The sequence below is a fragment of the Pseudomonas sp. D4-21 genome (assembly GCF_051132125.1).
Classification (GTDB): Bacteria; Pseudomonadota; Gammaproteobacteria; order Pseudomonadales; family Pseudomonadaceae; genus Aquipseudomonas.
In genome coordinates, this window is record NZ_CP071664.1 from 4,938,646 (window position 1) to 4,952,078 (window position 13,433).

Here is a 13,433-nt window from a genome sequence, read left to right on the forward strand (position 1 = left end):
GTCAGTTGACCGTCACCTGACCCAGCGCCGGTTTCTGTTCCCGCGCCTGGTTCTGTGGCGCATAGACCTGGGTGAAACGCACCGGCGGCAAGGTGAACTGACCCTTCTGGGAGAAGCGCACCAAATGTCGCAGGCGCAACTCGCCACTGAGGGCATCGACCGGTACCGCGTAGGCCATCTGGCCCGGCTCGAAGCGCGCCTTTTCCAGGGAAGTTGGCTCGCTGTCGGCCTTGCCCATCAACTGGATGCCCCACGTGGTGCGCTCCACATCGGCGCCCGGTGGCAACGGCACTTCGAGCATGCCGTAGCGCAGCGGTGTCGCGGCCTTGCTGTTGATGATCACTTCATCCAGGTAGAGGGCGTCGCTGGACAACGGCTTGTTGCCCACGGCTTCAAGCTTGAACGTGAAAGCCTCGTCGCCCGGCACCAGGCGCGACAGGCGACGGGTGATGGACACCGCCATCGGCGCGACGGGCGCTTGCTGACTCTGGAAGCTCAATGCCGCTTGCAACGGACGCTCCTGGGCGCCGCTGAGCGTCAGCAAGGTCGGCAACTGCGCGCCCTGCCATTGCCAGTAGGTTTCACCCGTGGCGCCTTGCTGGGCTTTCCAACCTTCCCCCGGCGTCAATGCCACGGCCGGCGCGGCCTGTTCGATGCTGCGTTGCAGCCAGGTCAGGGCCAACGCGCGTTCCAAGGTGGATTGCTGCGGCAGCACGCGCTCCAGCAATGCACTGGCGCGGGCCTGATCGAAGCCCTGCAACGACAGCAGCAGTGCTTCCACGAACGGCTGCGAGCTCAGCTCCAACTGCTGTTGCGCGGCCTCGGCCTGACGGCTGAACGCTGCGGGCAACGGCACCTTCGCCTGCTTGGCGAGGGATGCGGTCAGCACCCGGGCGCTGGCCAGGCCGAGGGCCGAATCCGGCGCGTACATGACCAGGCTGTCTTCACCGCTGTCCAGCACGCTCTCGGTGCTGTCTTCACTGGCTTTCGCCAGGTCGTCCATCAGCCCGCTGAGCAAGGTATTCACCGGCAGTTGCATCTGCTTGGCGAACGACAGGATCAACGCCCGCTGCAACAGCGGCGTGTCAGCGGCCTGCTTGGCATAGACCTCCAGCACCCGCTGCCAGTGTTCCGCCGGCAGGTTCAGGTCCAAAGCCTTGCTGGCGTGCCAGTCGGCGTAATAGGCATAAGCGGTGAGGAATGCATCCGGCTCGCCGTCCTGGCCCCACCAGGTGAAGCTCGCCGACGGCCCGGCCATCTGCACCAGGCGCAAGCGGCTGTTCTGCATGATCAACCGCAAGCGGTCGCGGATCTGCGGGTTCGACGCCAGGGTTGGATACGCGATGCTCAATGGCAACAGGCGGCTGGCCGTCTGCTCGACGCCGCCGTACGGGTAGCTCAGCAATTCGTCCAGGGCAGAACGGAACAGCGCTTGCGGGCTATCGTCCAGGCGCAGGCGGATATCGCTGGCGTCGGCCGGCAGGTTCAGTGGTGTGTCGCCGCCGCCCACATCGAGGCGCTGGCTCTGGGTGACTTGCCAACCGTTGCCGATGGCATTGAGGTGCATGGCCAGGGCGTCCTGGGTCTCACCGTTCAACTGCAACTGGACGCTCAAGTCGCCGCTACTCAGTTCCAGGGCCGGCAACGCTACGTAGTTGATGCCATTTTTCAGTTCCGCTACCACGCGCTGTTCGGCGCCGGCGTAGCGGATCAGCAGCTCGGCTTTCAAAGGCTTCTCGGACTGGCTGAAAGCGAACAGGCCCAATTGCGGCTTGTCGCCCACACGGAAGCGGGTCGGGCCGCTCCACTTCAGGTACAGCGGTTTTTCCGACGCGATGAATTGCTTCTTCTGACCGACCTGGCCGTCGTCCGCGATTGCCTTGGCGGTGATGCGCCAGCGGGTCAAGGAGTCAGGCATCTTGAAGGTGAAGCGGGCCTTGCCGTTGGCGTCAGTGACCAGCTCCGGTTGCCAGGCTGCGGTGTCGACATCTTCGCGACGCGGCCGCTCCAGCACCTTGACTCCGCGCTCGCTGCGGTTGGCCTTGCCCGGCGCGCCGGGGCTGCCCGGCAGTGCCACGTCGTAGCTGATGAACGACAGGCTGGCGCTGGTGCGCACGTTGTTGCGGCGCGGGTGATAGAAGAATTGGTCGATGGTTGGCGCGACTTCCGGTTGCAGCGCGTAGACCATCTCATCGACAACGCTGACGGTCAGGTGCGCCGGGATCGCCTTGCCTGCGAACTGGGTGCCCAGGTCGACGGTCACCGTGTCGCCGGGGCGATAGGTCGCTTTGTCGGTGGTGATCGCTACGTCGATCTGCGGCGCGACGACCTTGATGCCTGCGTTCTGGAAACTGTACTGGCCGCCCTTGGTGTACAGCACGGAGAAGGTCAGGTTCGGCGCGAAATGATCCTTCACGGCGATGCGTGCGCGGTACTGGGTATCGCTGAGTTTTTCCATCTTCAGCCAGTCGGCGCCCTTGGAGAGCATCGCGGTGGCCTCGACCTTGTCCCGCTCCAGTGACAACAGCGCGTCGCTGACCGGCTCCGGGAAGGTGATCAGCGCCAGGGCTTCGTCACCGGTCTTGTACTCGGCTTTATCGAGGACGATTTCGACCGTGCCCGGCACGGCCTTGATGCCTTCGCCCGTCACCGCATGGCTGGTCGCGCCGATGGCCCGTCCATGATCGTCCTTGAGCGTGAGGTTGTAGGTGCCGGGACGGTCGAAGGTCAGGCTGAAGCCCTTGTCGTTGGCGGCGAGCTTGCCTTCGCCGGTGGTCTGGTCTTCCAGACGCACCCAGGCGTAGCTGCCCGGTGTCACGGCCTTGCTTTGTTCGCTGCCCCCTTCGTTGGCGTAGCTGAACGCGACTTTCTCGCCGGCTGCGCTGAAACGTCGAGGCGCGCTCAGGCGGAAATTCGCCGCGCCACGGTCGATGAGGATTTCCTTGGTGGTCTTGACTCGATACGCCGCGCCATCACTGGCGAACACCGTGAGCGTGTAGCGGCTCGGTTTGTCGGCGGCCGGCAAATCGAGCGTGGCGTTGCCCTTGTCATCGGTGGTCACTTCGCTGCTGGTCAGCTCGACCGGGAATTGCCCAAGGTATTGCAGCTCGTTATCCACCATCGACAACTGCTGGGCCCGCAGGCTCAGGCTGACCTTGGCGTTCGCCACTGGCTTGCCGTCCGGGTACAGCAGCACCAGATTGCCCTTGACCGGCTCACCGGTGCGGTAATCCTGCTTGGCCAGGTTCAGCGCGATCTCGAAATGCGGCTTGATGTATTCGGCCACGCGGAAGGCGCTGCTGTAGAGCTGGTCCTTGTAGCTGAAGCGCAATTCATAACCACCGGCCACGGCATTTTCCGGCAGTTGGAAACGACCTTGTGTACCGGCCTTGGAATCGAGCTTCAGGGCCAGGGTTTGCAACGCCGTGCCGGTGGCATCGAGCACGCTGACGTTGACGTCGGCGGCCGCTGGTTGCACCGAGTCGCGGGCGTTCTTGAACTCGCGACCGACGATTTTCAGCGACACCCAATCTCCTGGCCGGTACAGCGGCCGGTCAGTGAAGGCGTAGAGCTTGGTGTCGTAGATTTCGCTGTCGTAGTAAAAGTTTTCCGAGACGAATACCCCGCCCTCTTCGTCTTCACCGATGACAAACGAACGCTCCGGGCTGACGTGCTTGAGACGCACCAGGCCGTCTTCATCAGTGGCACCGCTGCTCATCACGCCCAGGCCGTCGGTCCACAGCACATTGACCTTGGGTACCGAGCGCCCTTCATGCTTGCGCGCGGCCCAGACCAGCAATTCGTCACCGGCGATCTTGCTTACGGCCACGGTGTTGGACACGAAAACCATGGTGGTCGCGCGGTATTTGCCAATCAGCGCTTCCACCAGGTACAGGCCCGGTTTCAACTGCCCCAACGGCACGTAGACGTTACCCGGCGCGACGCTGACGAACTCGCTGGACGAACCGGCCAGGTTGACGCCGGCTGGCGGCTGGATCGGCTTGGCCTGCCACAGCGGATAGCGGAACTGGCTGACCACCGGCAAACCGGGGATCAAGGCGAGTTGCGCCGGCGCATCGTATGGCGTCGGCGCGATCAGGGCGTTGCCGATCTTCAGCTCCGGCACCTCTTCGGTAACCTGCTGGCGGGATTCGTAGGAGAACGCCCGCTGCATCACGCGACGGGATTTGCGGTACCAGTTGTCCCACAGGTACGCGAGGGTGTTGGACAGGCCTTCACCCTTGAACTGGCCGTCGCTGACCACCCTGTGGAGGTTCTTTTGGCGCTTGAGGAACTCCAACGGCTTTTCGATCCGATAGACCCGGATATCAGCACCGCCGTAGGGCTCCATGCGAAACCGTCGGTAATCACGCCCCGGGGCTTCGAGGCGGACCATCGCCTGCTCGTCGCTGGCGAAGCTGCTGTCGGCCAGCAGGAAAAAGCTTTCGCCGGACACCGGCGTATAGCCGCTGGGCTCCACGGTGTCTTCGGCATTCACGAGGGGCGCCAACAACAGAGCAAACAGCAGGGGCAGTTTCGAACACAAGCGCAGCATGCGGGCACCGGTCATTGGGTGAGAAAGTTGAGTCGATAGACGCCGATGAAGTTGGGGTTGGCTGCGTCGGGTATCCATCGGGTGTCCTTCCAGTTCATGAGTTGTTGCAGGCTTGCGGAGCGCATGCCGTTGTCGGTTGGGGTGGTGGTGCCGGTGTGATAGGCGATGTAGCGGCCCATCCAGATCATCAAGTGTTGATCGTCGCCCTGATCGAAGAACATCAGGTCGCCGGGGCGGGCCTGGGTGACATCCCGGCCCACCAGGCGGCTGTTGAACTGGATCAGCTTGATCGCATTGACGTAGGGCCCGATCTTGCCGCCGCCCTGTTGCCATTGCTGGGCGAGACGCCGTTGCGCATCGCTGAGGGGCAGTTCCGGCGGCAGGTAGCGATTGGACAAGCCATTGCTGCGCAGCCATTTTTCATCGTGGACCTTTAGCGCTTCGTTGGCCGCGAAACGCACCAGTCCGGCGCAGTCCTGCTGGTACCAGCGCGGGCTCGGGCCTTTGGTCAGCTGTTCCTGGGCGATGCGCACGAACCAGGCGCGAAAGACCTGGGATTGCTGTGCATCCAGCGCCGGCGCCTCGACGGCAAGTGCCGGCCCGCCGAGCAGCAAAGCCAGCAGCAACGCCCATGCGCGGTTGCGGATCAATCCCGTCACAGCGCTTTCCATTCCAGCGGCAACCACTGCCAGCGACCGTCCGGCTCGCTGCCTTCAGGCAATGTCAGAGCGTATTTGCCGTAGCCGCCGAGGGTGCGCAGTTTAGGGATCAGGTAGGTTTGCGCGGCGTTGTAGAACACCGGCTCCATGTCTTGAGGCAGGCTGTCGAGGGTTTCGCGTTGCATCAGTTGCGCCATGGAATCCGGGCCGAAGTAGACCGGCATCAGCAAGTCCTTGGGCACCACGTCGGCCATGGGCGGGAAGCGCTTGTCGAGGGTACCGAGGGCTTTGTCGACCAGCTTGTCATCAAGGGAGAACAGCAACGTCGAACCGTGGCGCGCCAGGCTCACGCGCATGAACGCCTTGCCGGTGATCGCTTCAGGCTGCTCCGCCTCTTTGGCCGCGTAAGGGCCGAAGTTGGTGCTGACCTGGCGTTGCCATTGGTGCGTCGAACCTTGTTGTTTCTCTACCACCGGGAACGCGTGTTCAGCGACATTGTTTTCATATGCCCCCACCATCGAACCAAACAGGTTGCCCAAATCGGCGTCGAGCTTGCCATCGTCTTCGTTCAGGCTCGCCACCAGCAATGGCGTGTACAGGCGAGAATCGGCGTACCAGCACAGGCCCGCCGCGCCCGCCACATGATCAACCATGGCCTGGGCGGCTTTTTCCTCGGCGCCCAGTTTCATCAGCAACGGTTTCTGCTGCTCGGCGGCCAGGGGCAACGCTACGCAGGCGCTGGCGCCCATGGGCATGGCTTGCCAGATCGGCTTGAAATCGAAGTCCGGCTGGTTTTCCAGTTCGTCCATGGCCAAAAAGCTGTGCCAGCCCTTGTCGTCCATGTCGAAGCGCAAGCCGGCGAAGTTCGGGATGAAACGCTGGTAGCCCATGGCAAGCACACTGGCGTTGACCGAGATGCGCTGCTTGACCTCGGGTGCCTTGGCCGCCAGGCCGAATGCTTCGGGGAAGAGTTTTTCCCCCGCCAGCAGGGCTTCTAAGGCCTGGGTCGAAACCATGCCGGCTTCATCGGTAGGGCCATGGCCTTGGTCGTACAGCTTGCTCGGGTTGGAGAGCACGACGAGTTTGTCGCCGTGGGAGGCGAAAACCAGGGATTTGCTGGCGTTATAGCTCAGTTGATAGAGCGCGACCTCATCGCCGCTCACCTTCAGGTCGCCGAGCTTGCTCAACTGGGTGTCATCCAGGGCGACTTTCGCCAGCGGTTCCAGGACCTTGGCCAACCCGCCGCGATCCATCACCAGCAGGAAATCCTTGAGACGACCGTCCGCCCCGCGCCACAAGGCCACGTCCGCCGGCTGGTCGAAAAGCTGCTCGATCAGGCTGTCCTGCAGCTTGAGGTCATGCTCGTAGATGATCCGGCGCAGGCTGCCGATCAGGCCGAGACGGTCGGCGTGGGCTTCGTAATAGAAGACAAAATCTTCGGTGAGCGTGGCCTTGAGAAACGGCACCGTTAACAGGTCCTTGGGCAACTGGCTCAGGGAATGCGCCTCGATCAAGCCGTCGGGACGACTCACGCCGAGTTTTTCCAACGCCAGCGCCATGGGCGGGGCCTTGGGCTTGGTCATGAACCAGCCCAACCCGGCGGCAGCGCCGGCCACCAGGCACAGCCCGATCAGAATCGCCGGCCAACGGCGCCCAGGTTTGGCGACAGGTGTCGGCGTGGTCGGGGAAGCAGTGTTGTCGCTCATATTCACAAGGGCCTATTCATCCGTGGAGCGGAGTACTTAGTAGTTGAACGTCTTGACCAGCAGCAGATCGCCAATGGCGCGCAGGGGCACGACAAAGGTTTCGCGTTTTTCATCGACGGTGTTTTCGTTGAGCACCAGGTTGATCTGCGAGGTGATTACCTCGTTCTGGTTGCTGGCTTCGTCGAAGTTGTAGCCGCCGCTGCCGTAGTTGCCCCAATAGTTCACGTACACCAGGTAAGTGCCGTGCATGGGTGCGGTCATGGTGAACATCTCGGGGCCGGGGCCGTCGACGCCGTCCGGGTCGAGGCCGCCGCCGTTGGTCAGGGCCGGCCGGCCGAAAAAAGCATGTTGGCCGTCGGGTGTGACGATATGCAGGTCGAGTTCGGCTTTCGGATCGTCCCAGCCCAGCACCACGCGGATTTGCGCCGGAGTGCGCAAGTTGTTGGCTTCATAGAATTGCACGCGCTTGAGGGACTGGCCTTCGGAGCTGCGCACCTCGACGCTGTTGGAGCCGGCGCCAAACGCGTACGGCCGGGCGAAACGCCCCTCGTCATCGGTGTAGAGATTCAGCGGGTTGCCGTTGACCGACAGGCTATGGGGCTGGCGCGCCGTGCCCATGTCCTTGATCCGGCCTTCGATCATCGTGCGGTTGCGCTGCACGCCCCGATCGATCGGTGGCGTGGGGTAGGCGACTTGCGGGTTTTGCGTGCGATCGAGCAAGCCGTGGTAACGCCAGCCGCCGACCGGCTCCGACATTTCAGCCGAAGGCCCGGCCCACGCCAGCGGCGCGCCGAGCAGCACGATCAACAATGAAAGAAAACGCACTATGCCTCCTGCCATGCACGACGCAACCCGGCGCCCTTCCTCGGCGCTGCTTGTCATTGTTCGGGTTTCGTCTGAAGGCCCCGTCGCAAGAGGGCCGTAGATGGCGCGAAGAGTAGCCATTTGACGGATTTTTCACAATCGGGGGACGCGCGATTCTGTGTGGGAAATCACGTATCGAAGCTGATGTGAGCCGAATACGGAACCCGACGTCACTTCTGACGAAGTCCCGTGGCGAGGGAGCTTGCTCCCGCTGGGCTGCGCAGCAGCCCCAAACCCGCCGTGTTGATCCAGTTTGCGACCGCTGCGCGCGCGAGCGGGAGCAAGCTCCCTCGCCACAAAAGCACTGGATCATAGCCTGCGTTACCCCGCCCTGATTTGCCCGAGCACCCCATGTCTGCTAGTGTCGCGCCGGTTTAACAGTCAACCGGAATAGCCGCCATGGCCCGCAAAAAAGCTGCATTGGATTTCGAACAATCTCTGGCCGACCTGCAGACGCTGGTCGAACGCCTGGAGAACGGCGAACTGTCGCTGGAAGACTCGCTGACTGCTTTCGAGCAAGGTATCGGCTTGACTCGCGACTGCCAGGCAGCGCTGGCCCAGGCCGAGCAGAAGGTACAATTGCTGCTCGAACGCGACGGCGAGCTGACCGAAGAACCTTTCGACGCGGAACAGCCTGAATGATCGGCGCCTATCAGGCCAGCAGCCAGGCCCGGGTCAATGCTGCACTGGAGACCCTGTTCAGCGCCCCGAGCCCGGAACTGGCGCGCCTGTACGAAGCCATGCGCTACAGCGTGATGAACGGCGGCAAGCGCGTGCGCCCGCTGCTGGCCTATGCCGCGTGCGAAGCCCTTGGCGGCGTGGCCGAGCAGGCCAACGGCGCGGCCTGCGCGGTCGAGCTGATTCATGCCTATTCCCTGGTGCATGACGACCTGCCCGCCATGGACGACGACGACCTGCGTCGCGGCCAGCCGACAACCCACAAGAAATTCGACGAAGCCTGCGCAATTCTTGCGGGCGACGGTTTGCAGAGCCTGGCTTTCAGCGCCCTGCTGGACCCGACCCTGAGCGAATGCCCGGCGCAGGTTCGCCTGGACATGGTCAGCGCCCTGGCGTTGGCGGCGGGCCCGGCCGGCATGGTGGGCGGCCAGGCCATCGACTTGGGTTCGGTGGGCCTGAAGCTGGATCAGAGCGCGCTGGAATACATGCACCGGCACAAGACCGGCGCTCTGATCGAGGCCAGCGTCCGGCTCGGCGCCCTGGCCAGCGGTCGGGCCACGCCGGAACAACTGCAAGCCTTGCAGACCTACGCCCGGGCCATCGGCCTGGCGTTCCAGGTTCAGGACGATATCCTCGACGTCGAAAGCGATACCCAGACCCTGGGCAAGCGCCAGGGTGCCGACATTGCGCGCGACAAGCCGACCTATCCGGCCTTGCTCGGCCTCGATGCAGCCAAGGCCTACGCCCTGGAACTGCGCGACCAGGCCCTGGCCGCGCTGCGACCCTTTGACGCGGCGGCCGAACCGTTGCGCGATCTGGCGCGTTATATCGTCGAACGACGCAGCTGATCCACGGTCAACCCATTTAAGTGCGTATCGGCCAAGTTCCGGCCGACGCGTGGGCAGCTTGCGATGCATAAGGTAAACTGCCGCCTCTTTCTATACCTATAACGATTCGCCTGATGCCCACGACGTTTCAAGAGATCCCCCGCACACGCCCGACCACGCCCCTGCTGGACCGCGCCAACACGCCGGACGGCCTGCGTCGACTGGGTGAAGCCGAGCTGGAGACCCTGGCCGATGAGTTGCGCCTGGAACTGCTCTACACGGTCGGCCAGACCGGTGGGCACTTTGGCGCGGGCCTGGGTGTCATCGAGCTGACCATCGCGTTGCACTACGTCTTCGACACACCGGACGACCGGTTGGTGTGGGACGTCGGGCACCAGGCGTATCCGCACAAGATCCTCACCGGTCGTCGCGACCGCATGGGCACGTTGCGCCAGAAGGACGGTGTCGCCGCCTTTCCGCGCCGCTCCGAGAGCGAATACGACACCTTTGGCGTCGGTCACTCCAGCACCTCCATCAGCGCCGCCCTGGGCATGGCGATTGCCGCCCGCCTGCAAAACAGCGAGCGCAAGGCGATTGCCGTGATCGGCGACGGTGCACTGACCGCAGGCATGGCCTTCGAGGCGCTGAACCATGCGCCGGAGGTCAACGCCAACATGCTGGTGATACTGAACGACAATGACATGTCGATCTCGCGCAACGTTGGCGGATTGTCCAATTACCTTGCGAAGATCCTCTCGAGCCGCACCTACGCCAGCATGCGCGAAGGCAGCAAGAAGGTCCTGTCGCGCCTGCCGGGCGCCTGGGAAATCGCCCGCCGCACCGAAGAATATGCCAAGGGCATGCTGGTGCCCGGCACGCTGTTCGAGGAGCTGGGCTGGAACTACATCGGCCCCATCGACGGCCATGACCTGCCCACGCTGATCGCCACCCTGCGCAACATGCGCGATCTCAAGGGCCCGCAGTTCCTGCACGTGGTCACCAAGAAAGGCAAAGGCTTCGCCCCGGCGGAAGTCGACCCGATCGGTTACCACGCCATCACCAAGCTTGAACCCCTGGATGCCCCGGCCGCCGCGCCGAAAAAGACCGGTGGGCCGAAGTATTCCGGCGTGTTCGGCCAATGGCTGTGCGACATGGCCGCCGCCGACCCGCGCCTGGTGGGCATTACCCCGGCGATGAAGGAAGGCTCCGACCTGGTGGCGTTCAGCGAACGCTACCCGCAGCGTTATTTCGACGTAGCGATTGCCGAACAACATGCCGTGACCCTTGCGGCCGGCATGGCCTGCGAAGGCGCCAAGCCGGTGGTGGCAATCTATTCGACTTTCCTTCAACGCGGCTATGACCAACTCGTCCACGACGTGGCTGTGCAGAACCTCGATGTGCTGTTCGCCATCGACCGCGCCGGGCTGGTGGGCGAAGACGGCCCGACCCACGCCGGCAGCTTCGACTTGTCCTACCTGCGCTGCATCCCGGGCATGTTGGTGATGACGCCGAGCGATGAAAACGAACTGCGCAAGATGCTCACCACCGGCCACCTGTTCAATGGCCCGGCGGCAGTGCGCTACCCTCGCGGCACCGGCCCGAACGCGACGATCGAGGCTGACCTTGAGCCCATCGAGATCGGCAAGGGCGTGATCCGCCGTCAAGGCAAGCAAGCGGCCCTGTTGGTGTTTGGCGTGCAGTTGGCCGAAGCCTTGAAAGTCGCCGAAAAGCTTGATGCCACCGTGGTGGACATGCGCTTTGTCAAACCCCTCGACGAAGACCTGGTGCGCGAGATGGCCGACAGCCACGAACTGCTGGTGACCATCGAGGAAAACGCCATCATGGGTGGTGCCGGCGCCGCGGTCAGCGAATTCCTGGCGCGGGAAAACATCCTCAAGTCGGTACTGCACCTTGGGCTGCCGGATCTCTACGTCGAACACGCCAAGCCTGCGCAAATGCTGGCCGAATGCGGGCTGGACGAGGCGGGGATCGAAGCGGCGGTGCGACTGCGGTTGCAGCTGTTGGGCCTGTAACTCTTCAGACCACACGGCCCCCCTGTGGGAGCGAGCCTGCTCGCGATAGCGGTAGACCAGTCGATGCTGTGCTGACTGACCTACCGCTATCGCGAGCAGGCTCGCTCCCACATTGGTTTCTGTGTGGACCACGAAATCATGGAACACCGATGAAACGCCGCCTCGCCCTCGCCCTCGCCCTGCTCCCCACCCCCGACCTGCTGGCCAATACCTTCGAACGCGACCAAGCCCTCAAGCTGCCCGACATCCTCATCAGCGCCAACCGCCAGGTAGAGGCCCGCAACGACAGCAGCGCCGCCAACACGGTATTCACCCGTGACGACATCGACCGCCTGCAACCGGCCAGTGTCACCGACTTGCTCAGCCGCGTGCCGGGCGTGCAAGTGGCGCCATTGGGCGGGCGCGGCAGCCTGCCGGGGATTTACATCCGCGGCACCAAGTCGGCCCAGAGCCTGGTGTTGGTGGACGGCCAGCGCATCGGCAACGCCACCTCTGGCGACAGCAACCTGCAACGCCTGAATATCAACCAGATCGAGCGGGTAGAAGTGTTGCGTGGCTCGCGCTCGGTGATCTACGGCGCCGATGCGGTGGGCGGGGTGATCCAGATCTTCACACGGCGCGGCAACGATCAAGGGCTGCGACCACGCCTGCGCCTGGGTATTGGCAGCCACCAGACCTGGGAGCGCAGCGTGGGCATGTCCGGAGGCGACGAGCAGACGCGTTTCAACCTCGGCGCCAGCCTGGACGAAACCGCAGGAAGCAATCGGACCCACGAGTCCTACGCCAGCGACCGAGACGCCGACGCCAACCGCAACCGGTCCTTCAGCCTGAGCTTGAGCCATGCCGCCAACGACGATCTGGAGCTCGGCCTGAACCTGCTGGATAACCGTGGCAAAAGTGAATACGACAACCCGTTCGGCCGCTTCGACCCCAGCACCTTCGAGTCCTTGCCCCAGCAGCCGTACAGCGAGTTTGCGGTGAGCAGTTTCAGCAGTTACGCGGACGCTCGGATCAACGACGCCTGGACGTCCCGCCTCGAACTGAGCCACAGCGAGAACCGTGAGAAAACGTTCGACAAGCTCAGTGATGTTCGCGAAGTCTTCAACACCTACCGCGATTCGGTGAATTGGCAGAACGACGTGACACTGGACGAGCGCAACAGCCTGATCGTGGGCGGCGACTGGTATCAAGACCGGGTCAATAGCAGCACGCCGTTCGAGGAAGACAGCCGCTGGAACCGCGCGGCGTTTATCCAGCATCGCTTCCAGGCCGAAACCTTCTCGACAGAGTTGGGCCTGCGCCGCGACCAGAACCAGCAATTTGGTGGCCAGAACAGTTGGAGCGGCACCTTCACCTTGCCAGTGAACTCGGACAACGACGTATTGCTGACCTACAGCGAAAGCTTTCGCGCCCCCACATTCAACGACTTGTATTACCCGGACTTCAGCAACCCAGACCTGAAACCCGAAACGGCCAAGAGCTACGAAGTGCAATGGCGCAGCCAACTTAGCGACAGCGCCCGCCTGGAGGCTTCGCTGTACCGCACGGACCTGGAGGACGCGATCATCTTCGGCAGCGGCTCACGCCCGCAGAACGTTGCGTCGGCGCGGATCAATGGTTTCGAAGCGGCCTTGCGGCAGGAATTGTTCGGTTGGCAGGGCAACCTGGGCCTGACCTTCATCGACCCACGGGACCGTGACAGCGGCCACACCCTGGCCCGCCGCGCTCGTCGCACGTTGAGCCTGGACCTGGACCGACAATTCGATCGCCTGGGTTTCGGCGCCACCTGGCAAGCGGTGAGCAGCAGCTATGACGACGAAAACAACCGCAATGCCCTGAGCGGCTATGCCCTGCTCGGGTTGCGCGGCAGTTGGGCGCTGAGCCGGGAAGTGAAGTTGGAGATGAAGGTGGATAATCTGTTGGACAAAGGTTACAGCCGGGCGCTGTATAGCCATGGGGTGTTGCAGCACGGGTATCGGGAGGAGGGTCGGGCGTGGTTGTTTGGGGTGACCTGGACCCCGGAATTTTGATCCAGAATCTGTTGTGCCTGGGCCGACCCCATCGCGAGCAGGCTCGCTCCCACAATTTGATTCGATGTGAATCCAAAATCA

Annotated in this window: 8 protein-coding genes; 4 read left to right on the top strand and 4 right to left on the bottom strand. The window is 63.3% G+C overall.

Going from position 1 to position 13,433, the window contains the following annotated elements:
• Window position 1: 1 nt before the first annotated feature.
• Genes J3Q04_RS22285 through J3Q04_RS22300 form a run of 4 tightly spaced genes read right to left on the bottom strand, consistent with a single transcriptional unit; the run spans window position 2 to window position 7,748 of the window.
• The gene (locus J3Q04_RS22285; RefSeq protein WP_434611507.1) at window positions 2–4,570 is read right to left on the bottom strand and encodes an alpha-2-macroglobulin family protein; all 4,569 of its coding nucleotides are present in this window, start codon (window positions 4,568–4,570) and stop codon (window positions 2–4) included.
• Window positions 4,567–5,226 (bottom strand): DUF1175 domain-containing protein, encoded by a 660-nt coding sequence (locus tag J3Q04_RS22290; protein WP_420767564.1) that lies wholly within the window; start codon window positions 5,224–5,226, stop codon window positions 4,567–4,569. The genes J3Q04_RS22285 and J3Q04_RS22290 overlap by 4 nt, the downstream gene beginning before the upstream one ends.
• Window positions 5,211–6,920 carry a DUF2138 domain-containing protein gene (locus J3Q04_RS22295; RefSeq protein WP_434609293.1) on the bottom strand — a complete coding sequence of 570 codons (1,710 nt, stop codon included), beginning with the start codon at window positions 6,918–6,920 and terminating at the stop codon, window positions 5,211–5,213. Before J3Q04_RS22295 ends, J3Q04_RS22290 begins: the two co-directional genes overlap by 16 nt.
• 36 nt (window positions 6,921–6,956) lie before the next feature.
• Window positions 6,957–7,748 carry a YfaP family protein gene (locus tag J3Q04_RS22300; protein ID WP_420767584.1) on the bottom strand — a complete coding sequence of 264 codons (792 nt, stop codon included), beginning with the start codon at window positions 7,746–7,748 and terminating at the stop codon, window positions 6,957–6,959.
• Between the two features lie 435 nt (window positions 7,749–8,183).
• On the opposite strand from J3Q04_RS22300, the gene J3Q04_RS22305 reads away from it, so the two are divergent.
• The 4 genes from J3Q04_RS22305 (at window position 8,184) to J3Q04_RS22320 (ending at window position 13,352) form a co-directional block, all read left to right on the top strand.
• The gene (locus tag J3Q04_RS22305; RefSeq protein ID WP_003185917.1) at window positions 8,184–8,426 is read left to right on the top strand and encodes an exodeoxyribonuclease VII small subunit; all 243 of its coding nucleotides are present in this window, start codon (window positions 8,184–8,186) and stop codon (window positions 8,424–8,426) included.
• Complete coding sequence (gene ispA / locus J3Q04_RS22310; protein WP_420767562.1) at window positions 8,423–9,310, top strand: (2E,6E)-farnesyl diphosphate synthase; 888 nt, start codon at window positions 8,423–8,425, stop codon at window positions 9,308–9,310. Before J3Q04_RS22305 ends, ispA begins: the two co-directional genes overlap by 4 nt.
• Before the next feature lie 113 nt (window positions 9,311–9,423).
• Window positions 9,424–11,322, top strand: a complete 1,899-nt coding sequence (dxs, locus tag J3Q04_RS22315) for a 1-deoxy-D-xylulose-5-phosphate synthase (protein WP_434609290.1) — start codon at window positions 9,424–9,426, stop codon at window positions 11,320–11,322.
• A 149-nt stretch (window positions 11,323–11,471) separates the two neighbouring features.
• Window positions 11,472–13,352, top strand: a complete 1,881-nt coding sequence (locus J3Q04_RS22320; protein WP_434609287.1) for a TonB-dependent receptor domain-containing protein — start codon at window positions 11,472–11,474, stop codon at window positions 13,350–13,352.
• The last annotated feature ends 81 nt before the right edge of the window (window positions 13,353–13,433 follow it).

Coding starts and splice junctions, on each gene's coding strand:
- ispA (WP_420767562.1), top strand. CDS start 8,423: ATGATCGGCGCCTATCAGGCCAGCAGCCAGGCCCGGGTCAATGCTGCA.
- dxs (WP_434609290.1), top strand. CDS start 9,424: ATGCCCACGACGTTTCAAGAGATCCCCCGCACACGCCCGACCACGCCC.
- J3Q04_RS22295 (WP_434609293.1), bottom strand. CDS start 6,920: ATGAGCGACAACACTGCTTCCCCGACCACGCCGACACCTGTCGCCAAA.
- J3Q04_RS22290 (WP_420767564.1), bottom strand. CDS start 5,226: ATGGAAAGCGCTGTGACGGGATTGATCCGCAACCGCGCATGGGCGTTG.
- J3Q04_RS22305 (WP_003185917.1), top strand. CDS start 8,184: ATGGCCCGCAAAAAAGCTGCATTGGATTTCGAACAATCTCTGGCCGAC.
- J3Q04_RS22320 (WP_434609287.1), top strand. CDS start 11,472: ATGAAACGCCGCCTCGCCCTCGCCCTCGCCCTGCTCCCCACCCCCGAC.
- J3Q04_RS22285 (WP_434611507.1), bottom strand. CDS start 4,570: ATGACCGGTGCCCGCATGCTGCGCTTGTGTTCGAAACTGCCCCTGCTG.